Source organism: Pseudarthrobacter sp. CC4, from assembly GCF_048957775.1.
GTDB lineage: Bacteria > Actinomycetota > Actinomycetes > Actinomycetales > Micrococcaceae > Arthrobacter.
This window is the reverse complement of record NZ_JARCCZ010000011.1, coordinates 97,311-116,777: the sequence shown is the minus strand read 5'-3', so window position 1 is coordinate 116,777 and position 19,467 is coordinate 97,311. Positions and strand designations below refer to the sequence as shown.

The following is a 19,467-nucleotide window of genomic DNA, read 5'->3' as shown; positions in this document are numbered from 1 at the left end:
CCCGAAGTATCTAGTTCAGCGTACTAAATTCCCCAAGTCCCCGCCAGCAGTTCCTTGGCGTCCTCCCGGGCAGCCGACAGCCCGAGCAGGAAGGGTTCCTCCTCGGGCTGTGGAGCGCCTGGACAAAAAGACGGCGGGTTATCCGAAGCGGCCGGAGACGTAGTCCTCGGTGGCCTTCTGGGTGGGGTTGCTGAAGATGGTGTGCGTGTCTCCCACCTCGATCAGCTTGCCTGGCTTGCCGGTGCCTGCGATGTTGAAGAAAGCGGTGCGGTCCGAGACGCGGGCTGCCTGCTGCATGTTGTGCGTCACGATCACCACCGTGTACTGGTCCTTGAGCTCATTGATGAGGTCCTCGATGGCCAGGGTGGAGATGGGGTCCAGCGCGGAACACGGCTCGTCCATGAGGATCACCTGCGGCTCCACGGCAATGGCACGGGCAATGCAGAGGCGCTGCTGCTGTCCGCCGGAAAGGCCTGAGCCTGGCTTCTCCAGGCGGTCCTTGACCTCGTTCCACAGGTTGGCGCCCTTCAGCGAGCGTTCCACCAGGACGTCGGCCTCACCCTTGGAGATCTTCTTGTTGTTAAGCTTCACCCCTGCCAGCACGTTGTCCCGGATGGACATGGTGGGGAACGGGTTGGGCCGCTGGAACACCATGCCGATCTGCGAGCGGACGGTCACGGGGTCCACGCCCGGGCCGTACAGGTTGTCGCCGTCGAGCAGGACCTCGCCCTCGACGCGCGCCCCCGGGAGGACCTCGTGCATGCGGTTCAGGGTGCGCAGGAAGGTGGACTTTCCGCAGCCCGAGGGTCCGATGAACGCGGTAACGGACTTGGCCTCGATGTTGATGGTGACGTCCTCTACGGCGAGGAAATCGCCGTAGTACACGTTCAGGTCCTTGACGTCGATGCGCTTAGACATGGTGTTCCTTCACTAACTGGTATGAATTGAAGTCTAGGTTCCGGCGGATAGGACCGGAAGGGACGCTGGCTGGAAACTGTCAGCGGCCCGTCTTGGGGGCGAAAACCCGGGCGATCAGGCGGGCGCCAAGGTTGAGGACCATGACCAGGATGATCAGCACGAGGGCCGCGCCCCAGGCACGCTGGGATGACGGGTCCGGGTTGGCCGGCGACGTGGGGTTCAGGATCTGGGTGTAGATGAACGTGGGCAGCGAAGCCATCCAGCCGCTGAACACGTTGGAGTTGATGCTGGTGGCGAAGCCCGCGGTGACCAGGATGGGCGCCGTCTCACCGATGACGCGGGCGATCGCCAGGGTGACGCCTGAGGCAATGCCGGAAATCGCCGTCGGGATGACAACCTTGACGATGGTCCGCCACTTGCGCACGCCCAGGGCGTACGCGGCTTCGCGCAGTTCGTTGGGAACGATCTTCAGCATTTCCTCGCTGGAACGCACCACCACGGGGATCATGAGCACGGAAAGCGCGACCGCGGCAACGGCGCCGGTTTTGGTGCCGGGGCCGACAATGGCGAAGAAGAAGGCCGCCGCAAAGAGGCCTGCCACGATGGAAGGAATGCCGGTCATGACGTCAACGAAGAACGTGATGGCGCGGGCCAGCCGGCCGTCGTTGCCGTACTCCACCAGGTAGATGGCCGTCAGCAGGCCCACCGGCACCGAGATGACCGTGGCCAGGAGGGTGATCTGGATGGTGCCGATAAGGGCGTGGTAAATACCGCCCAGGACCGGGGCGCCTTCCTCCGCGGCCCGGTTGTCGTAGACACCGGTGACCCCGTTCATGGACGTCGTGAGGAACCCCGGGTTGAGGAGTCCGGGAACGCCGTTGACCAGGACCGTCCAGATCACCGAAATGAGCGGCAGCAGGGCGATGAGGAAGGACCCCACCACCAGGCAGGTGGCCAGCTTGTCCTTTGCCTTGCGGGAGCCCTCCACGGCTGCGCTCCAGGACACCAGCCCGATGGCAAACAGCAACGCCGAGACGATGCCCCATCCGACGGGGTTGAAGCCCACCAGGGCCATGATGGCGGCACCCAGGATCAGGGCTGCGGCAAGGACGACGTACGGCGCATACTTGGGCAACTGGCCTTTGGTGAGTGCCGAGCGCTTGCTGCGCACAGGGGTAAGCGTGGAGGTCATTTAGTTGGCTCCCGAGAATTCTTTGTGCCGGGTGATGATCCAGCGCGCGATCATGTTCACGGCCAGGGTGATGACGAAGAGGACCAGGCCGGCAGCGATGAGGGTGCTGACCTTGAGCCCGCTGGCCTCCGGGAAGTTCAGGGCGATTTCGGCGGCGATGGTCTGGTTGCCGGACTGGATCAGGCTGGCGGTGAGGGCGCCGGAGGACAGCACCAAGGCGACTGCCATGGTCTCGCCGAGTGCACGGCCCAGGCCGAGCATGACGGCGCTGATGATGCCGGGCCGGGCGAACGGCAGGACGGACATCTTAATCATTTCCCAGCGCGTCGCGCCCAGGGCGAGCGCGGCTTCCTCGTGCAGCTTGGGGGTCTGCAGGAAGATTTCGCGGGACAGGGAGGTGATGATGGGCAGGACCATCACGGACAGGACGATGCCGGCGGTCAGGATGGTCTTGCCGGTTGCGGAAGCCGGACCCTGGAAGATCGGCAGCCAGCCCATGTTGGCGGCCAGCCAGTTGTAGGCGGGCGAGATTTCCCTCGCCAGGAAGGCCGCACCCCAGGCGCCGTAGATGACGGACGGGATGGCGGCCAGCAGGTCCACCACGTAGCCGAGGCCGGAAGCGAGTCCGCGGGGGGCGAAGTGCGAGATGAACAGGGCGACGCCGATGGCGATGGGCGTGGCAATGACCAGGGCGATGACCGCAGCGATGAGCGTGCCGATCACGATGGGCCAGATATAAGCGAAGAAGCCGGCGCCGCCCTGGATTTTGTCGGCCGGCGCGGTCAGCGCGGGGATTGCCTGCACTACCAGGAAGAGTGCGACGCCGAAGAGGACGGCAAGAATGAGGCAGCCGGCGGCCAGCGCGGCGCCCGAGAAGATTTTGTCCCCGGCGCGCCCGGCGCCTTGGGTACTTGTCAGGGGGGTGGCGGTCATTCGACGGCCCTTCGGTCGGTAGCTGATTCAGGAAAGATGTGTTGTCCAATGCCAAGTTCCCCGCACTGCCTTTCGGCAGGCGGGGAACCCGGTTTCAGAGCGGTTATTAGGACTTGACCTTGATGGAGTCGATAGCCGCAGTTGCCTTCTCTGCAAGGGTAGAGGAAAGCGGGGCCGACTTGGCGGAGTCCGCGGCGGCCTGCTGGCCTTCCTCGGAAACTACGTAGTTTTCGAAGGCCTTGACCAGGTCAACGGTTTCCTGCTTGTCGTAGGCGCTGCAGACCACGTGGTAGGAAACCAGCACCACCGGGTAGGCACCCGATGCGGTGGTCTTGCGGTCCAGCTTGATGGCGACGTCGTTGGCTGAACGGCCTTCAACGGCCTTGCCTGCCTCGACGGCCTTGGCTGCGGCGTCGGCGGAGATCTTGACGAACTCGCTGCCCACCTTGATGGAGGCGGTGCCGAGCTTGCCGCCCACAGCTGAGTCATCAGCGTAGGTCACGGCGCCGGGGGTGTCGGTGACGGTCTTGACCACACCGGAGGTGCCCTTGGCGTTTTCGCCCTGCAGGGTGGCAGGCCATACGCCGGAGGACTTGTCCGTCCAGACCTCGGGTGCTGCAGAGGCCAGGTAGTCGGTGAAGTTGGTGGTGGTACCGGAGTCATCCGAGCGGTTCACCGGGGTGACCTTGAGGTCCGGCAGGCTGACGCCCTCGTTCAGGGCGGCGATGGAGGGATCGTTCCACTTGGCGATTTCGCCGCGGAAGATCTTGGCAACCGTGGTTGCATCCAGCTTCAGGTCCGTGATGCCGGGCAGGTTGAAGGCCACGGCGATCGGGGAGATGTAGACCGGGATGTTGATGGCGCCGTCCGGACCGCACACGGCCTTGGAGGCCTCGAGCTCTTCGTCCTTGAGGTAGGCGTCCGAACCGGCGAACTGGGCTGAGCCGTCGATGATGGCCTTGCGGCCGGCGCCGGAGCCGTCCGGGGAGTACTGCACGGTGGCGCCCTGGTTTGCGGAGGCGAAGCCTGCCTTCCACGCGTCCATGGCTGCACCGGTGGAGGATGCGCCGATGCCGGTCAGGGTGCCGGTGACCTTGGGGCCAGAAGAGGCCTGGTTGCCGGTGGGCGAGGTGTTCGTGGCGTTGTCTGAACCGCAGGAGGTAAGCGCGAGAGCGCCGGCTGCGATGACAGCGATAGCCGCGTGGCGGCCGAAGCGGAGTGCCTTCACTAGATGTACCCCTTCCAGGGTTTTTCAGTTGCGGTCAGGGACGGAGAACCCTGCTGCGCGATGCGTACGTTTTGTACCTTCATCGAAGTTAGGGTCCGCAGGTAACGGGATGGGCTGCCCAAGGTTAACGGAGGATTAACGGCGGCGGGATATTGGTTGACATATGCCCGGTCACCATTGCGCAGATCACATGTTCGGCCGTAAGGCGCCGCGCACCGGAAAATAAAACGGGGCCGGCAGCAAATACACTGGACGGCATGGCTCCCGCAGCAGGACTCTCAGCAGGCAGGCGGTTCCTGCGCGGCCGCTTCCGCACAGGCCTGATCCGCAGCCGGAACTCCCTGCTCCCTGCGGTCCAGATGACCGTCTGCGCCGTGGGAGCTTACGCTTTCGCGGAGTACGTGCTGGGGCATTCCGGCCCCCTGTTCGCGGCCACGTCATCCCTGATTGCCCTTGGTTTCTCCCGGGAGCCGAGGCTGCGGCGGGTGGTGGAGGTTGGCCTGGGCTGCACCATCGGCATTGCGGTGGGCGACCTGCTCCTGCACTGGCTGGGTCCCGGGATCTGGCAGGCCGCCGTCGTCCTTCTTTTCTCCATCCTGCTGGCCCGCTTCCTGGACAGCGGCAATATCTTCACCACCCAGCTGGGCCTGCAGTCGCTGCTGGTCGTCCTGCTCCCCGCGCCGGCCGGCGGGCCTTTCACGCGGAGCATCGACGCCGTGGTGGGCGGACTGTTTGCCCTGCTGGTAACCATCCTCGTCCCCAAGGATCCGCGCCGCGAACCCCGCAAGGACGTGAAGAATCTCCTCCACGAGCTTGCCGAGGTGCTGCGCGAATGCGCCAACGCCCTGGACAACAGCGATTCCACCCAGGCCTGGCACGCCCTGATCCGGGGTAGGAACTGCCAGCCGCTGGTGGACGCCATGCGCCAGTCGCTGCGCACCTCCGGTGAGGTGGCCAGGCTGGCCCCCGCCTACCGGAGGCACCGGGAGGAACTGGACCAGTTGAAACAGTCGCTGGACTTCATCGACCTGGCGCTGCGGAACAGCCGCGTCTTCGCGCGCCGGCTTACCAGCGCCATCAACCATGCGGCGCTTTCGGATGAAGCCACGGAAAACATCGCGGAGGTGCTGCAGGAGACCGCTGCCGCCATCGACGAGCTTTCGCTCGGCTTGGCGGAAACGCACGACGGCGTCCGCCGCGCCCACATGCGCACGGCCCGCCGGGACCTCAGCGAGATCGCCCTGCGCCTGCACCCCAAGCTCCTGGAAGTGCAGCGGCTGGAGGGCGAAACGGTGGTGATGCTGTACCGGCCGCTGATGGTGGACCTGCTGGAGGCCACGGGCATGGACGCGAGCGAGGCCCGGGACGTGCTGCCGGCGCTGTAGTGGCCGGTGGCCCTAATTAACCGGTGGGTGGGCCTGGAGGACAGCTTCCTGCAGCCTGAGGGCGGTGCCACAGGGCGGCGGCCTGAATTGTCGGAGCCCGCCGCTAGGGTTGGACGCATGGCTACGAAGACTTCCCGGGCATCCAAGGCGCCCGCCTACAAGTGCGCCGAGTGCGGCTGGACCACAGTCAAATGGGTGGGCCGCTGCGGCGAGTGCCAGGCGTGGGGCACGGTCGAGGAAACCGGCACCGCCGTGGCGCGTACCACGGCGGCCACAACGGTCCTTGAGCCCGCCCGCCGCATTGCCGAGGTGGACGCCACCACCGCCGCATTCCTGCCCACGGGCGTTGATGAACTGGACAGGGTGCTGGGCGGCGGACTGGTCCCGGGCGCCGTCATCCTGCTGGCCGGCGAACCCGGCGTCGGCAAGTCCACGCTGCTGCTGGACGTGGCCGCCAAGTTTGCCCGGACGGCCCAGGACGTGCTGTACGTGACCGGGGAGGAGTCCGCGGCGCAGGTGAAGCTCCGCGCAGAGCGGATCGACGCCGTGGCTGAATCGCTCTATCTCTCCGCGGAAACGGACCTCGGCCAGGCGCTGGGGCAGGTGGAGAAGATCGAGCCGCGGCTCCTGATCGTGGACTCGGTGCAGACCCTCAGCAGCGCCGATGTTGACGGCAGCGCCGGGGGCGTGTCCCAGGTCCGGGAGGTTGCCGCGTCCATCATTGCCGCGGCCAAGCGCCGGAACATGACAACCCTGCTGGTGGGCCACGTGACCAAGGACGGTTCCATCGCCGGGCCGCGGCTGCTGGAGCACCTGGTGGACGTGGTGTGCCAGTTCGAGGGCGAACGCCATTCGCGGCTGCGGATGCTGCGCGCGGTCAAGAACCGTTACGGGCCTACCGACGACGTCGGCTGCTTCGACCTGAACGAGAACGGCATTGAAGGCCTCGCCGATCCCAGCGGGCTTTTTGTCAGCCGCACCAAGGACCCGGTTTCCGGAACCTGCATCACCGTGACCATGGAGGGCCGGCGGCCGCTGCTGGCCGAGGTACAGTCGCTGCTCGCGGAAAGCCCCAACTCGCAGCCGCGGCGGGCCACCAGCGGGCTGGACAGTTCACGGGTCTCCATGCTGCTCGCCGTGCTGCAGCAGCGCGCGGGAACACTCCTGCACAAGGACGACTCGTACGTGGCCACAGTGGGCGGGGTGAAGCTCAGCGAACCCGCCACGGACCTTGCCATTGCCCTGGCTGTGGCCTCGGCCAAGGCCCGCAAACCGCTGCCCATCCGGCTCATTGCCTTTGGAGAAGTGGGCCTGGCCGGCGAGGTACGTCCGGTGCCGGGCATCAACCAGCGCATCCAGGAGGCCCACCGCCTCGGGTTTACCCATGCCGTGGTTCCCGCGAGCCATGCAGGGCCTGGCCCGATACCGGCCGGCTTCTCAGTGCGGGAGGTGGAACACCTGACCGAGGCCCTGAGCCTGCTGATCGGGTAACTAGCCGTGCTGCGGCAAGGAATCGGGGTCGTCCCGGTGAACGTTGAAAAGCCAGCCGGACACGTCACTGCGCAGCACCAGCAGCGGCCCGCCCGTGGCGGTGACGTTTCCGGTGGGTACGTAGTAGCCACGGCCGGAGCCCGGCCCGCCGGCTGCCCGGTCCAGGGCATCCACCAGGTGCCGCGGCAGGTGGCCCTGCGGACCAAGGCTGCGAAGCTCTTCAAGTTCTTCCGGCGTAAGCCGACCCAAAACCTCAGCGATACTGGCCATGACGGGTCCCTTCGAGCAGAGTGCCTGAAGGAATAACCTAAACCAGGGCCGTGAACTGCAGGTTAACGTTGGACGGCATCTTCTGTTCGTTGTTGAATATCCATCTCCCGGAGGACAAATGCCCGTTACGAGTGCAGGAATCCTGCTGTACAGGCAGGCGGCCCCGGGCCTGCTGGAGGTGTGGATTGCCCACATGGGCGGCCCGTTCTGGGCCCGCAAGGACGCGCACGCCTGGTCCGTCCCCAAGGGTGAATACTCCGTGGGCGAGGACCCGCTGGCCGCGGCCCTGCGCGAGTTTGCCGAGGAGATGGGAACCCCCGCACCCGACGCGGACTACCGGCTTCTCGGGGAGTTCAAACAGCCCTCGGGCAAACTCATCACAGTATTTGCAGCCGAGCATGACTTCCAGCCGGAACGGATTGTCAGCAACACCTTTCCGCTGGAGTGGCCCAAAGGTTCAGGCCGCATCCAGCAGTACCCGGAAGCCGACGATGCCCGCTGGTTCCCGGAACCGGAAGCCCGGTCCAAGCTGGTGAAGGGCCAGCTGCCGGTCCTTGATGCCCTGGTGCAACTCGTCCGCGCGGAATCCTAGGGCTTGCCCTGCCTCTCCCGCGCCGCGCTGCGGGCACCCGTCAATGGTCCCTGCACCCCCGCACGCCGGGGTGCGTTGTCCACATGCGGGTGCGATGTACTTCGCGACGGGTGATGGGCCGAGTTGCAGTGGCCTAAGCGCCAGTAATCACCAGGGCCACGCTGTGCCCGCCGAAACCGAAGGCGTTCACCAGGCCGGCCGGCGGAGTACCCGGCTGGAGCCGGCGGACTTCTTCGGTGACCACGTTTAGGTCGACCTCGGGGTCCTGCACCTCAACGTTCAGCGTCCCGGGAAGCATCCCGGTGCGCAGGGCTTCCACCACCACGACGGCGGCCAGCGCCCCCGCGCCGCCGAGCAGGTGCCCGGTGTGCCCCTTGGTGGACGTCACCGGAATCCTGGCGCCGAAGATGGCGTTGATGGCCTGGCCCTCGAGCCTGTCCCCAACAGGGGTGGACGTGGCATGCGCGTGCACGAAGCCGATGTCCCCGGCGGTCATGCCGGCGGACTCAAGCGCCTTCTGCATCACCCGCCGCTGCATGGCAGGATCGGCGGCCACAATGTCGTTCGCGTCGGACGTCACCGCTCCCCCGGCCACTGCCCCCAGAACAGCTGCTCCGCGGGCGCGCGCGTGCTCTTCGCTCTCCAGCACCACCACGCCGGCGCCCTCCGCGAGCACAAAGCCGTCCCGGCCGCCGTCGAACGGGCGCGATGCCCGCTGCGGATCGTCATTGCGGGTAGACAGGGCGCGGATCTGGGAGAAGCCGGTGACCACCAGGTCGTTGACCGAGGCGTCAACGCCGCCGGCAATAACGACGTCGGCAGCGCCGGAGCGGATCATCTCGGCTGCCTGGACAATCGCCTCAGCCCCGGAGGCACATGCGCTGACAGGCGTCCGGGCGCCGCCGCGGGCGCCGAGGTCGATGGACACCCAGGCGGCCGGGCCGTTGACCATAAGCCGGGTGAGGGTGTGCGGCGAAACCTTGCGCGGGCCCGACGCCGCGAGGGTCCGGTCCTGCTCCAGGGTGGAGCCAAGCCCGCCGTACGCCGAGCCGATCACCACGGCGAAGCGCTCGGGATCGACCTCCGGCGCGCCTGCCTGTTTCCAGGCCTCGCGGGCTGCGATCAGCGCCAGCTGCCCGCAGCGGTCCATGCGCTTCATTTCGCGGGTGCTGAGGTGTCCGGAAAGATCAGCAGTGACCTGTCCGGCCATCTTCACCGGAAGCTGCTCGGCCCACGCCTCCTCAAGCGGCGCGATCCCGGATTTTCCGGCCACAAGGCCGGCCCACGTTTCGGGCACGGAGGAGCCGACCGGGTTGATGGTGCCGACGCCGGTGACCAGCGCGCGGGGTTGTGTTGCACCGGCTTTGACTGCGTTCATGGTTCGCTACTTTGCTGGGTTGTGGGTGCCGATGGGCACGAGGGTGAGGTCGGGGTGGTTCTTCTCGATCCGCCGCAGCGCCCAGACGTCGTTGAACAGGGCGAGATATTCGCCGTCGGACCGCAAAAGCACCTCCGCGCCCGGTACGTTGGCAAGCGCAGGCATGGCATCCGCCGTCGAAATCCGAGCCAGTGAGTAGGGCAGGCGTTCCAGGCGCATGGGCGCGTTGAAGTCGTGCGCCATGCGGTCCTCCACCACTTCGAACTGCATGGGGCCGACGGCGGCAAGCACCGGAGCCTGGTCGCCGCGGACGTCGGAGCGGAGCACCTGGATGACGCCCTCGTGTTCGAGCTGCTCGATGCCGCGGCGGAACTGCTTGAACTTGCTGGGGTCCTTGGAGCGCGCCACCTGGAAATGCTCCGGGGCGAACAGCGGGATGGCGGGGTACTCCACCGGGCCCTCGAGGAACAGGCTGTCCCCCACGCGAAGGGAGGAAGCGTTGACCAGGCCGACGACGTCCCCGGGGTATGCCTCGTCGATCACTTCGCGTTCGCGGCCGAATACCTGCTGGGCGTACTTGGTAGCGAAGGACTTGCCGGTGCGGGTCTGGGTGACCACCATGCCGCGCTCGAACACGCCGGAGCAGACGCGGATGAAGGCCACGTGGTCCCGGTGGGCCTTGTTCATGCCGGCCTGGACCTTGAAGACGAAGCCGGAGAACGGGGACTCGACCGGCCTGGGGTTGCCCTCGATGTCCGGGCGGGGAGCTGCCGGCGGGGCGAAGTCCACCAGCGCGTCCAGCAGTTCCTTGACGCCGAAGTTCAGCGCGGCGGAGCTGAACAGGATGGGGGTTGCCTTGCCGGCGTGGAAGCTTTCGACGTCGAACTCCAGGTTCGATTCGATGACCAGGCCGGCCTCGTCCACGGCGTCGGACCAGTTGCTGCCCTGGCTCTCCGCAGCTTCCTCAGGAGTGAAGTACTCGGTGATGGCGATCTGGGCGCCGGCGTTGTTGCGCTGGAACCGGGCGAACCGGTCATTGCGGAGGTCCCAGACGCCACGGAAGTCGCCGGAGATGCCTACTGCCCACGTGAGCGGCATTGGCTGCAAGCCCGTGCGCTCGGTGATTTCATCCATCAGGGCAAGGGCGTCCAGGCCGGGCCGGTCCCACTTGTTGATGACGGTGATGATGGGCAGGTTCCGCTGCTTGCAGACTTCGAACAGCTTCATGGTCTGGGTTTCCAGGCCCTTGGCGGCGTCCACGAGCATGACGGCGCAGTCGACGGCGGCCAGCACGCGGTAGGTGTCCTCGGAGAAGTCCGCGTGGCCCGGGGTGTCCAGGAGGTTGATGACGGTGTCCCGGTAGGAGAACTGCAGCGCCGCGGAGCTGATGGAAATGCCGCGGTCCTTCTCCATCTGCATCCAGTCAGAGACGGTTTCCTTGCGGTTGGCCTTGCCGCTGGAGGCACCGGCGGTGCCAATCACCTTCGCGTGCAGGGCCAGCGCTTCGGTGAGCGTGGACTTGCCGGCGTCGGGGTGCGAAATGACAGCAAAGGTCCGGCGACGGCCCGCCTCTTTGTGGATACCGGAGATCCGGGCGGGGGTCAGGACATCTTGGGACACGGTGCTACTTTCGCTGCGGTTGGGACTGCCCGGGCGCTGCCTCGCAGGGCACTGAGGCGGTGGGGCCGGGGAAACGGGGCTGGCAAACAGCCAAGTTCCAGTTTATCGCAGGGCGGCAAACCGGCGGCGGCGGCGCTTAACGCCCGCGAAACGGCACGTTCAAAGCCGCGAAATGACGCCGGGCTAGCGTGACCGCATGAACACCAACGACACCCCGGCGCACGGATGCCCCCGGCGCCGCATGGTAAGGATCTGAGCGGCTGTGCAGGGTCTCTCCTATTCCGGCAACCTGTTCTTCGATCCCCTGGCCACCGGCCTGGCACCCGCCTTGATGCGGGATCCCGATTCGCTCGGAAATGCGGAGCGCCCGCGCCGGGGAACCCAGACCCCGGCCGAACAGAAAGCCCTCCGGGCGGCGTCCCTTTCGAAGGTCAGCAAGGACCTGGAGCGGATGCTGCGGGAACGGATGCGCTGACCGCGCCACCAGCTGAACATCCGGAACACAGGACGTGCCTGCCTGTAATGCGGCATTGCAGACGCTGTAATGCCGCATTACACTTTTAGTGTCATGTGAGAAAGGAGGAGCACCAAGAGCATGAGCAAGAGCGAGAAGCTCGTGTTGAAGTTTTGCGACTATTACTCGTTTATGTCGTACACGGATTTCAGGGCATGGGTCGAGGCAGACGATGATTCTTCGCCCGCCTTGTCCTACGCCAGGTCCGCAGACATTCGTTAGGGACTTCAGGCTCCCGACGCCCAAGGGCGGGATGGAAATGACTTATGCAGGCAGAAGAACCAGCAATCCCGCTCCTTGGCTACGTGGAGATAGCTGAAGCAACCGGCCAGGACGTCGGCCTGATCAGGGTCTGGAAGAACCGCGGAAAACTTCCCAACCCCGATTTCCAGTTGGGACAGTCACCGGGGTGGCTGGCGGAAACAATCAATCCGTGGATCCAGGAGCACCGGAAGTAAGCCCGGACCCGTTCGCTCGGGCGCTGGCCAGCCGCCAAAGTACCCACTCAAGCACCCGCCGTCGAACGCTTTCCTGAGCCGTTGCGCGGCACCCCCTAATGGGGCACTTTGGGGCTTGGCTGTGCGGAAGAGGGTGTTCCTTACCCCTATCATTGAGCTTGCGGGAAACAGAGCACTTTCTGGTCCTGCCGGCAACCTGCTGAAGCCGGCATTCTTGCGGGCGGCGGCCTGCACCTTTGAAGGGAACACCTATGGCGCGGAGCCCCGAAGAATCACTCAGGGCAACCCTGGGCAGGGTGGCACCCGGCACTCCCCTTCGTGACGGCCTTGAGCGGATCCTGCGGGGACGGACAGGCGCGCTGATCGTCCTGGGCTCGGACCGGACCATCGAGTCCATCTGCTCCGGCGGCTTCGATATCGGCATTGATTTTTCCCCCACGCGGCTCCGCGAACTCGCCAAAATGGACGGCGCCATCATTTGCGACAAGGACGCCGGCAACATCCTGCGCGCCGCCGTCCAGCTGGTCCCGGATTCCAGCATCGAGACCCAGGAGTCCGGCACCCGGCACCGCACAGCCGAACGCGTTGCCATCCAGACCGGCGTGCCCGTCATCTCCGTCAGCCAGTCCATGCAGATCATCGCCCTCTACGTCAACGGCCTGCGCCACGTCCTGGAAGGCTCGGAGAAAGTCCTGGCACGCGCCAACCAGGCGCTGGCCACCCTGGAGCGCTACCGCTCGCGCCTGGACCAGGTCACCAGCTCGCTCTCCGCCCTGGAAATCGAAGCCATGGTCACCGTGCGGGACGTGGCTGTCACCCTCCAGCGGCAGGAAATGGTCCGCCGGATCTCCGAGGAAATCGCCCAGTACGTCCTGGAGCTCGGCGAGGACGGCAGGCTCCTGTCCCTGCAGCTCGATGAACTCACGGTGGGCCGCGGCCCCGGCAGCGACGTGATTATCCGCGACTACGGTTCCCCGGACGCCACTGCCGAAGACATCGAGAAAGCCGTGAGCGCCCTGGTCAACCTCGGTCCAACGGAACTGATCGACCTCGGAAAGATTTCCGGAATCGTGGGGTTTGCGGGCGGCGAAGCCAACCTCGATGCCGTCGTGCAGCCCCGCGGCTACCGGCTGCTGTCAGGGCTGAAGGCAGTTCCCAAGGCTGTTGCGGACCGCCTTGTTGACCACTTCGGCGGGCTGCAGTTCCTGATGGCGGCCACGATTGATGACCTGATGACGGTGGACGGCATCGGCGACCAGCGCGCCCGCACCGTCCGTGAAGGCCTCAGCCGGATGGCGGAAGCTAGCCTGCTGGACCGCTTCCTCTAACAACCGCCATCGAGTGCTCCGCAGTTGTCGTTTTGGAGGCTCAAAAGGACAACTGCGGAGCACTCGATGCTAAAGCAGTTGGAAAACGGCCTTGGGGCTGGCCTTGGAGCCGAGCCTCGCCGTGAAGATGTAGTACGCCCCGCCGCCGCCCGGCTTTGCTTCGACAGGCTGGCAGCCCTCCACGCTCCGGTTGCGGGACCACGGGAAGTTGGCCGTCTCGCTGGCACCGGGCGCGATCACCTTCAGCAGGTCCTCGCTCTTTGCCTGGCAGTCACGGGAGGAAAAAATCCGGTCCGCGCCGCTGGTCACCAGGAACTCCATCTGCGACGTGCCGATGTTGACCTCACAAGGCATGGTGCCGCCGTTGGTCACCTTGAGCGTGAGCATCGGGTTCTCTTCCGGCCCGTAGGCTGCCTTGTCCGTCGAGGCTGACACCGTCACCAGGTTCTGGTTGCATGTTGGAGTGGCCGACGGCGTGGGCGTCGCGGCAGGTTCGGTGGCGGACGCGGAAGGTGACGCCGCGGGACCGGCGGACGCTGCGGCTGCGGGGTCGGTGGAGGAAACCTGCTCCGACTTGCCGCTGAACGCCCCGGCAACCGCGAATCCAGTCACCAGTGCGATGACCAACAGGAGCGCCCCGCCCACAAACAGCCGACGGCGGCGGTAAACCGCCGCGCTTGGCTTGCGGACGGCAGTGGAACCGGATGCCGGCGCCCCGCCACGTGTTGATGAATTGCCTTGCCTGCCCATACTTCTAGGCTAGGGAACTGCCCCGCTTCTGCTACCCACCACGCCGCCGCGCCGCCAACGTTCTGGTCACATCCCGTTTTCGGCCTGCCCGGACGCATCCATTACAGTGTTGGCATCGACACTGCATCCCCCACTGCCGCCTTTTCCGCCGGCTCTGGCCACCCCGCCGGCGGCACGGCAGGACTCAACACGCTGCACGAGCGCATCAACGGCTGGTTCGCCGAAACCGCCCGCGACCTGCCCTGGCGTGAGCCCGGCTGCTCCCCCTGGGGCATCCTGGTCAGCGAGATCATGCTGCAGCAGACGCCGGTGGTGCGGGTGCTCCCTGTCTGGCAGGAGTGGTTGAGGCGCTGGCCCACCCCGTCAGGCCTCGCCGGAGAACCTGCCGGTGAAGCCGTGCGCTCCTGGGGCCGGCTCGGGTATCCGCGCCGCGCGCTTCGGCTGCATGCGGCGGCGGCGGCCATAACCCGGGACCAAAACGGCAAGGTCCCGGACAGCTACACGGAACTCCTGGCCCTTCCGGGGGTGGGCAGCTACACCGCTGCCGCTGTGGCTGCCTTCGCGTACGGGCGGAGGGAAACCGTGGTGGACACCAACATCCGGCGGGTGCATGCCCGGCTGGTCTCCGGCACAGCCCTCCCGGCCCCGGCCCTCACGGCGGCGGAGATGCGCCTTGCCGCTTCGCTCCTGCCGGCCGCGGACCATTCTTCAGTCCGGTGGAACGCGGCCGTCATGGAACTGGGGGCGCTCGTGTGTACGGCGCGGACACCCAAGTGCGCCGCGTGCCCGGTCAACGACCTCTGCGCCTGGCGGGCGGCAGGTGAGCCGCCGCCGTCGTACGTCCCCAAGGGCCAGGCCTGGCACGGGACGGACCGCCAGGTCCGAGGCGCCGTGGTGGCTGTGCTGAGGCTGGCGGAGGCTCCGGTGCCGGCCGAGATGTTCTATCGGGAACCCGCCGACCTGGGTTTCGCGCCGGCGGGCATGGGCGTCCCGCTCGCGGCCTTGCACAGGCTTAATTCCGCTCCGGAGCAGCTGGAGCGGGCGCTGGCAGGGTTGCTCGCGGACGGTCTGGCGGAGATGCACGACGGCGGCTACCGGCTGCCTGCCTGAGCGCACCGCATTCCGGGGCCGGCAGGAACGGCGGCGGAAGGTGCAGAACTCGCCGCGCCTGGTCTCCTTTTGGCAGCCAGCGCCGCCCGGGAATAACAATGCGGGCATCAGTTGGCCCCGGCGCGGGGCGCCGCGGCCCCCCGCGCCTACGCTGGAAGTATGCGCAAGCATGGGCTGCTTTTGGCACTGATGACGACGGCGGGACTCGCCACGGCTTGCGGCCCGGGCCCCGGCGCCGCCCCGTGCCCTGCCATCGCCCAGGCCACTGCCGTTTCGGTAACCGTGCCGGCAAGCTACGCCCCGCAGGTTGCAGCCCTCCACTTGAAGGCCTGCCAGGACGGCACCTGCAAGGAGGATAACGTGGAGCTCCGGCCCGGAAGCGCGTCGATCGACCAGGGCTGCACCGTCGGGGTCTGCTCGGCCACGGCTTCCCCCGACGGGACGAAACTTGCCACGCTGTTCCTGGACACCCTGACCGAATCACCGATGACGGCGACCGCTGCAGGAACGGGCCCGGACGGGGCTGCCCTGCCGGTGCATACGCTGGAATTCCGCCCGCGGGGCGAGTATCCGTTCGGGGAGCATTGCGGCCGGTTCATTACGGCGTCGCTGGTGCTGGATGCCGAAGGGCTGCACCAGAGCGGCTGACTCCCGGACGGCCGATCCTTCGAAAAGGCCCGGGAGAACGGCCGTTAGAACAGTGCCGGCTGGCCGAAGGCGTTGCCGACAGCGGTGGCCGGTGCCGGCTCCTGGGCGGGGCTGCCGTGCCGCCACTCAAACCCCAGGTCGGCCAGCAGCTCCTCGACGGACGTCTGCCCGTCCAGTACTTCGATATCCGCGGAGCTGTCTTCGGGCTGGGGCATTTCCATGGCATCGAGCATATTGCCAGGAGCGGCCATGGTCCTCAAGAACACACCGCCATGCGCTGATTTGGGCCGGCCCGGATTCCGGGTGCGGCCAGCTTCAGGGTTCCCCGAACCCGGCCTGCACCAGCCCGCCAACATAGTTCACGGCCCGCTCCGCGTCGGCACCCCAGGCTTCCACATGCAGCACGGACCCCTTCCCCGCGGCGAGCGTCATCAGTCCTGTCATGGATGCCCCGTCCACCCCGTTCACGGTCACCTCGGCATCCATTGCGGACAGGCCGCCGGCGATCTTCGCCGCCGGGCGCGCGTGCATCCCCGCCAGGTTGACCAGCTCAAAGTCCCCGGTGAAGTCCGGGCCCCCTCCGGTGACGCGTCCTTCCTCAACGCTGCTGAGGGGCGGTTGTTCCTGGTCGCGGACCGGACCACCCGCAGCTTCCGCCGCCCGCTTGACTGCCTGCATATCCGCACCGCCCTGGGCCGCAACGGCTGCTGCCACGAGTCCCTCCACGAGCGGCGCGTCGGCCAGCACCATGTCTTCGGCGTTTTCCGCGAACTCCAGCGCGGACTCGGCAGTCATCACCGCGGACCCCAGGTCGGTGAGGATCACAGTGCCCCCGCTGCCAGCCTTGTCCAGCGCGGCCAGGACCTTTTCGAGGCTGGTGCCGATCCTGCCGTCCGAGGTGCCTCCGGCGGTCAGGACCACGACGTCGGGTGCCATCTGGGCGGCAAGCTCGGCAGCGCCGTCGGCAATCTTCCCGCTGTGGGAGACCACCACAAGGCTCACGGTCATGCAGCTGCCCCCACCGCGGCGCGGAGAATCAGCGCTGAGGAGGCGGCGCCGGGGTCCCGGTGACCGGCGCTGCGCTCCCCAAGGTAACTCGCGCGGCCTTTGCGCGCCACCATGGGATCGGTGGCGACGGCACCGGCTTCGGCGGCCTCGGCTGCTGCAACCAGGACCGCCAGGACATCCGAACCGCCGTTCAGCGCAGCCTTTTGCGCTGCCTCCGCCGCCGGAGTCCAGGCATCCACCATTGTCTTGTCCCCGGATTCGGCCTTCCCGCGGGCCACAATGCCGTCCCGGGCTGCGGCCAGGGCGTTTGCCCACGCGGCCGGATCGATTTCCGCGGAGTCCCCCAGGGACGTGGCCGCCCGGAGGAAGGCCGTGCCGTACAGAGGGCCGGCAGCCCCGCCGACCTTGGACATCAGGGTCATCGCGGTAAGTTTCAAGGCAGCCCCGGGTGTCTCCGGGGGCGCCTCCGCCAGCTTCGACAGGACGGCTTGGAAACCCCGGTCCATGTTTTCCCCGTGGTCCGAATCGCCGATGGCGCGGTCGAGTTCAATCAGGTAGACCCGGTTTTCTGCCATTGCCTGCGCGGACAGCGTCAGCCACTTCACCGCCCAGGTGACGTCCAGGGGCACTGCTACACGCCCCAGCGCAGTGCTGCCGTGTGCACCGGTGCGTCCCACAAGTCCGTTAGCTCGTCATCCAGCCTCAGTACTGAGATGGAGCAGCCCTGCATCTCCAGGGAAGTGATGTAGTTGCCCACCAGTGAACGCTCCACGGCGGCGCCCCGCTCGGCCAGGACCTGCGCAGCCCGCCGGTAGACGATGTACAGCTCACTCAGCGGCGTGCCGCCCATGCCGTTGACGAACAGCAGGACTTTATCCCCCGACGTGATACCCAGATCGGCCAGCACGGGTTCCAGCAGCCGGTCCGTAATGCCGTCGGCATTCTCCATGGGGATGCGGTGGCGCCCGGGCTCTCCGTGGATGCCGATGCCGATTTCAATCTCGTCCTCGGCCAGGTCAAAGCTGGGCGAGCCTGCATGCGGGACGGTGCAGGCGGACAGGGCCACGCCCATGGTGCGGACATTGGCGTTGACCCGTTCGCCGATGGCGGCCACAGCCTCCAGGTCATCGCCCCTTTCGGCGGCGGCACCGGCAATCTTCTCCACCAGCACCGTCCCGCCTACGCCGCGGCGGCCTGCGGTGTACAGGGAGTCCTCGACCGCGACGTCGTCGTTCACCAGGACCGTGCGGATGCTGACGCCCTCGGCTTCCGCCAGTTCGGCTGCCGTCTCAAAGTTCAGGACGTCGCCGGTGTAGTTCTTCACGATATGGACGACGCCGGCCCCCGAGTTGACCGCGAGGGTGGCCGGAAGGATCTGGTCCGGCGTCGGCGAGGTGAACACCGCCCCCGGCACGGCGGCGTCGAGCATTCCCCGCCCCACAAAGCCGGCGTGCAACGGCTCGTGCCCGCTGCCGCCTCCGGAGACCAGGCCCACCTTGCCGTTCACAGGCGCGTCTTTGCGCGTGATGAACGTTGGATCTGAGCTGACGGTAACCAAGTCGGCGTGGGCCAGGCCAAAGCCCTGCACTGATTCATCGACTACGGCCCGGGGATCGTTAATGAGTTTTTTCATGGCGGCGCTCCTGGTTCTACTGCCTGGAGAATGTCACTTTGACCCTACTACCGGCAGGCCGGATGGCGGTAGGGATCCCAGCCCGGCAATCCGGCCCGGCGGCAGACGCAGGAAAGGGACAGCCCCCAAATGACTGTCCCTTTCTGTGGGCCCCCCATCCCGGCCTCAGCCAGTTTATCCATCAAATCGAATAAAACAAGTCCTCACAGATCAGGTGGCTGCTACAGCACTTTGATCATGCGTGTGTTGCCCAGGGTGTTGGGCTTGACCCGCGCGAGGTCCAGGAACTCGGCAACACCCTCATCATGCGAGCGGAGGAGTTCCGAATAAACCACGGGATCAACTGCTGACTGGTCGGCCATGACGTCGAACCCGTGGCGCTTGAAGAAGTCCACCTCGAACGTCAGGCAGAAAACACGGGAGACGCCAAGGGCCCGGGCTTCATCCAGGAGGCTTTCCACCAGCACGTGCCCTACTCCCTTGCCGCGCCAGTCCTGGGAAGCAGCGAGCGTGCGGACTTCGGCTAGGTCTTCCCACATGACGTGCAGCGCGCCGCAGCCAATGACCTCGCCGTCGCTGGATTCAGCGATCCGAAACTCCTGCAGGCTTTCGTAGTAGGCCACCGTCTCCTTGGCCATGAGGATCCGCTGCTCCGCCAGCGGCGCCACCAGCTTCTTGATGGCGGGGACGTCACCGGTTCGGGCAGGGCGAATATGAAAGGAGTCAGTCACAGGGCAATCCTAGTTCGCGGTCACGAAGGCAGCCCCACCGCGACCGTCTTTCCGGGTATTTCCTGTCCGTTTGACAGTGCCGCCGGGTGTTTCCGGGGCCCGCACAAATGCCGCGCAGCCGGGCGCCTGGTGGGTTAGTCACACGGCCGGGAATGCCACCTGGACTGCTTCCCGATGGAATTGCGGGACTCCGCATCTGTCAGCTTGCCGCCCTTTTGTACTTCCTTTCCCTGTGCGGGGCCGGTAATTTTTTGGCTGTACGGCTTTCCATCCGGCCGGA

21 protein-coding genes are annotated in these 19,467 nt (G+C 66.5%); 8 read left to right on the top strand and 13 right to left on the bottom strand.

Annotated elements, in window-relative coordinates; translation table 11 throughout:
* Positions 1-138: 138 nt before the first annotated feature.
* The 4 genes from pstB to pstS form a co-directional block, all read right to left on the bottom strand.
* Positions 139-918 (bottom strand): phosphate ABC transporter ATP-binding protein PstB, encoded by a 780-nt coding sequence (gene pstB / locus PV768_RS09515; RefSeq protein ID WP_009357830.1) that lies wholly within the window; start codon positions 916-918, stop codon positions 139-141.
* Positions 919-997: 79 nt separating this feature from the next.
* The gene (gene pstA / locus PV768_RS09510; RefSeq protein ID WP_157239672.1) at positions 998-2,110 is read right to left on the bottom strand and encodes a phosphate ABC transporter permease PstA; all 1,113 of its coding nucleotides are present in this window, start codon (positions 2,108-2,110) and stop codon (positions 998-1,000) included.
* Positions 2,111-3,043, bottom strand: a complete 933-nt coding sequence (gene pstC / locus PV768_RS09505) for a phosphate ABC transporter permease subunit PstC (protein WP_157239674.1) — start codon at positions 3,041-3,043, stop codon at positions 2,111-2,113.
* Positions 3,044-3,149: 106 nt separating this feature from the next.
* A complete protein-coding gene (gene pstS, locus PV768_RS09500; RefSeq protein ID WP_321215094.1) occupies positions 3,150-4,271 on the bottom strand; it encodes a phosphate ABC transporter substrate-binding protein PstS in 1,122 nt (373 codons plus the stop codon).
* 257 nt (positions 4,272-4,528) lie between these two features.
* Between pstS and PV768_RS09495 the strand changes: the two genes are divergently transcribed.
* Together PV768_RS09495 and radA are read left to right on the top strand one after the other, a co-directional pair.
* Entirely contained in the window at positions 4,529-5,656 is a 1,128-nt protein-coding gene (locus tag PV768_RS09495; protein WP_157239678.1) for an FUSC family protein, read from the top strand.
* Between the two features lie 117 nt (positions 5,657-5,773).
* Positions 5,774-7,147 (top strand): DNA repair protein RadA, encoded by a 1,374-nt coding sequence (gene radA, locus PV768_RS09490; RefSeq protein WP_157239683.1) that lies wholly within the window; start codon positions 5,774-5,776, stop codon positions 7,145-7,147.
* Here the strand turns inward: radA and PV768_RS09485 are convergent, their stop codons facing one another.
* The gene (locus PV768_RS09485) at positions 7,148-7,417 is read right to left on the bottom strand and encodes a hypothetical protein (protein ID WP_104996487.1); all 270 of its coding nucleotides are present in this window, start codon (positions 7,415-7,417) and stop codon (positions 7,148-7,150) included.
* Between the two features lie 118 nt (positions 7,418-7,535).
* Here PV768_RS09485 and PV768_RS09480 point away from each other — a divergent pair, with 118 nt between their 5' ends.
* Positions 7,536-8,009: an NUDIX domain-containing protein gene (locus tag PV768_RS09480; RefSeq protein WP_421092883.1), complete on the top strand. Its 474-nt coding sequence runs from the start codon at positions 7,536-7,538 to the stop codon at positions 8,007-8,009.
* Between the two features lie 133 nt (positions 8,010-8,142).
* On the opposite strand, the gene PV768_RS09475 is transcribed toward PV768_RS09480, so the two are convergent.
* Entirely contained in the window at positions 8,143-9,387 is a 1,245-nt protein-coding gene (locus PV768_RS09475; RefSeq protein ID WP_421092882.1) for a beta-ketoacyl-[acyl-carrier-protein] synthase family protein, read from the bottom strand.
* Positions 9,388-9,393: 6 nt separating this feature from the next.
* Positions 9,394-11,007 carry a peptide chain release factor 3 gene (locus tag PV768_RS09470; RefSeq protein ID WP_323057853.1) on the bottom strand — a complete coding sequence of 538 codons (1,614 nt, stop codon included), beginning with the start codon at positions 11,005-11,007 and terminating at the stop codon, positions 9,394-9,396.
* A gap of 262 nt (positions 11,008-11,269) precedes the next feature.
* Between PV768_RS09470 and PV768_RS09465 the strand changes: the two genes are divergently transcribed.
* From PV768_RS09465 to disA, 3 genes are all read left to right on the top strand, one after another.
* Positions 11,270-11,482, top strand: a complete 213-nt coding sequence (locus PV768_RS09465; protein ID WP_231755145.1) for a hypothetical protein — start codon at positions 11,270-11,272, stop codon at positions 11,480-11,482.
* Between the two features lie 305 nt (positions 11,483-11,787).
* Positions 11,788-11,979 carry a hypothetical protein gene (locus PV768_RS09460; RefSeq protein WP_157239691.1) on the top strand — a complete coding sequence of 64 codons (192 nt, stop codon included), beginning with the start codon at positions 11,788-11,790 and terminating at the stop codon, positions 11,977-11,979.
* Between the two features lie 251 nt (positions 11,980-12,230).
* Positions 12,231-13,307: a DNA integrity scanning diadenylate cyclase DisA gene (disA, locus tag PV768_RS09455; RefSeq protein WP_321215090.1), complete on the top strand. Its 1,077-nt coding sequence runs from the start codon at positions 12,231-12,233 to the stop codon at positions 13,305-13,307.
* A 69-nt stretch (positions 13,308-13,376) separates the two neighbouring features.
* Here the strand turns inward: disA and PV768_RS09450 are convergent, their stop codons facing one another.
* On the bottom strand, positions 13,377-14,057 hold the full coding sequence (locus PV768_RS09450) for a hypothetical protein (RefSeq protein WP_157239694.1): 681 nt from the start codon (positions 14,055-14,057) through the stop codon (positions 13,377-13,379).
* A 192-nt stretch (positions 14,058-14,249) separates the two neighbouring features.
* On the opposite strand from PV768_RS09450, the gene PV768_RS09445 reads away from it, so the two are divergent.
* Together PV768_RS09445 and PV768_RS09440 are read left to right on the top strand one after the other, a co-directional pair.
* Positions 14,250-15,167, top strand: coding sequence for an A/G-specific adenine glycosylase (locus PV768_RS09445; protein WP_421092917.1), 918 nt, complete (start codon positions 14,250-14,252; stop codon positions 15,165-15,167).
* Positions 15,168-15,326: 159 nt separating this feature from the next.
* A complete protein-coding gene (locus PV768_RS09440) occupies positions 15,327-15,815 on the top strand; it encodes a hypothetical protein (protein ID WP_421092881.1) in 489 nt (162 codons plus the stop codon).
* Positions 15,816-15,859: 44 nt separating this feature from the next.
* Here PV768_RS09440 and PV768_RS09435 read toward each other — a convergent pair whose 3' ends face one another.
* From PV768_RS09435 to PV768_RS09415, 5 genes are all read right to left on the bottom strand, one after another.
* Positions 15,860-16,036: a hypothetical protein gene (locus PV768_RS09435; RefSeq protein ID WP_321215087.1), complete on the bottom strand. Its 177-nt coding sequence runs from the start codon at positions 16,034-16,036 to the stop codon at positions 15,860-15,862.
* Between the two features lie 94 nt (positions 16,037-16,130).
* A complete protein-coding gene (gene dhaM, locus PV768_RS09430) occupies positions 16,131-16,823 on the bottom strand; it encodes a dihydroxyacetone kinase phosphoryl donor subunit DhaM (protein WP_157239698.1) in 693 nt (230 codons plus the stop codon).
* Entirely contained in the window at positions 16,820-17,452 is a 633-nt protein-coding gene (gene dhaL, locus PV768_RS09425; protein ID WP_321215085.1) for a dihydroxyacetone kinase subunit DhaL, read from the bottom strand. The genes dhaM and dhaL overlap by 4 nt, the downstream gene beginning before the upstream one ends.
* A 2-nt stretch (positions 17,453-17,454) precedes the next feature.
* On the bottom strand, positions 17,455-18,456 hold the full coding sequence (dhaK, locus tag PV768_RS09420) for a dihydroxyacetone kinase subunit DhaK (RefSeq protein ID WP_157239700.1): 1,002 nt from the start codon (positions 18,454-18,456) through the stop codon (positions 17,455-17,457).
* A 221-nt stretch (positions 18,457-18,677) separates the two neighbouring features.
* Positions 18,678-19,187: an amino-acid N-acetyltransferase gene (locus PV768_RS09415; RefSeq protein WP_104996474.1), complete on the bottom strand. Its 510-nt coding sequence runs from the start codon at positions 19,185-19,187 to the stop codon at positions 18,678-18,680.
* Between the last annotated feature and the right edge of the window lie 280 nt (positions 19,188-19,467).

Excerpts from the sequence above, each read along its gene's own strand:
- pstB (WP_009357830.1), bottom strand. The coding sequence starts at position 918 with ATGTCTAAGCGCATCGACGTCAAGGACCTGAACGTGTACTACGGCGAT.
- pstA (WP_157239672.1), bottom strand. The coding sequence starts at position 2,110 with ATGACCTCCACGCTTACCCCTGTGCGCAGCAAGCGCTCGGCACTCACC.
- pstC (WP_157239674.1), bottom strand. The coding sequence starts at position 3,043 with ATGACCGCCACCCCCCTGACAAGTACCCAAGGCGCCGGGCGCGCCGGG.
- PV768_RS09495 (WP_157239678.1), top strand. The coding sequence starts at position 4,529 with ATGGCTCCCGCAGCAGGACTCTCAGCAGGCAGGCGGTTCCTGCGCGGC.
- radA (WP_157239683.1), top strand. The coding sequence starts at position 5,774 with ATGGCTACGAAGACTTCCCGGGCATCCAAGGCGCCCGCCTACAAGTGC.
- PV768_RS09485 (WP_104996487.1), bottom strand. The coding sequence starts at position 7,417 with ATGGCCAGTATCGCTGAGGTTTTGGGTCGGCTTACGCCGGAAGAACTT.
- PV768_RS09480 (WP_421092883.1), top strand. The coding sequence starts at position 7,536 with ATGCCCGTTACGAGTGCAGGAATCCTGCTGTACAGGCAGGCGGCCCCG.
- PV768_RS09475 (WP_421092882.1), bottom strand. The coding sequence starts at position 9,387 with ATGAACGCAGTCAAAGCCGGTGCAACACAACCCCGCGCGCTGGTCACC.
- PV768_RS09460 (WP_157239691.1), top strand. The coding sequence starts at position 11,788 with ATGCAGGCAGAAGAACCAGCAATCCCGCTCCTTGGCTACGTGGAGATA.
- disA (WP_321215090.1), top strand. The coding sequence starts at position 12,231 with ATGGCGCGGAGCCCCGAAGAATCACTCAGGGCAACCCTGGGCAGGGTG.
- PV768_RS09450 (WP_157239694.1), bottom strand. The coding sequence starts at position 14,057 with ATGGGCAGGCAAGGCAATTCATCAACACGTGGCGGGGCGCCGGCATCC.
- PV768_RS09440 (WP_421092881.1), top strand. The coding sequence starts at position 15,327 with ATGCGCAAGCATGGGCTGCTTTTGGCACTGATGACGACGGCGGGACTC.
- PV768_RS09435 (WP_321215087.1), bottom strand. The coding sequence starts at position 16,036 with ATGGAAATGCCCCAGCCCGAAGACAGCTCCGCGGATATCGAAGTACTG.
- dhaM (WP_157239698.1), bottom strand. The coding sequence starts at position 16,823 with ATGACCGTGAGCCTTGTGGTGGTCTCCCACAGCGGGAAGATTGCCGAC.
- dhaK (WP_157239700.1), bottom strand. The coding sequence starts at position 18,456 with ATGAAAAAACTCATTAACGATCCCCGGGCCGTAGTCGATGAATCAGTG.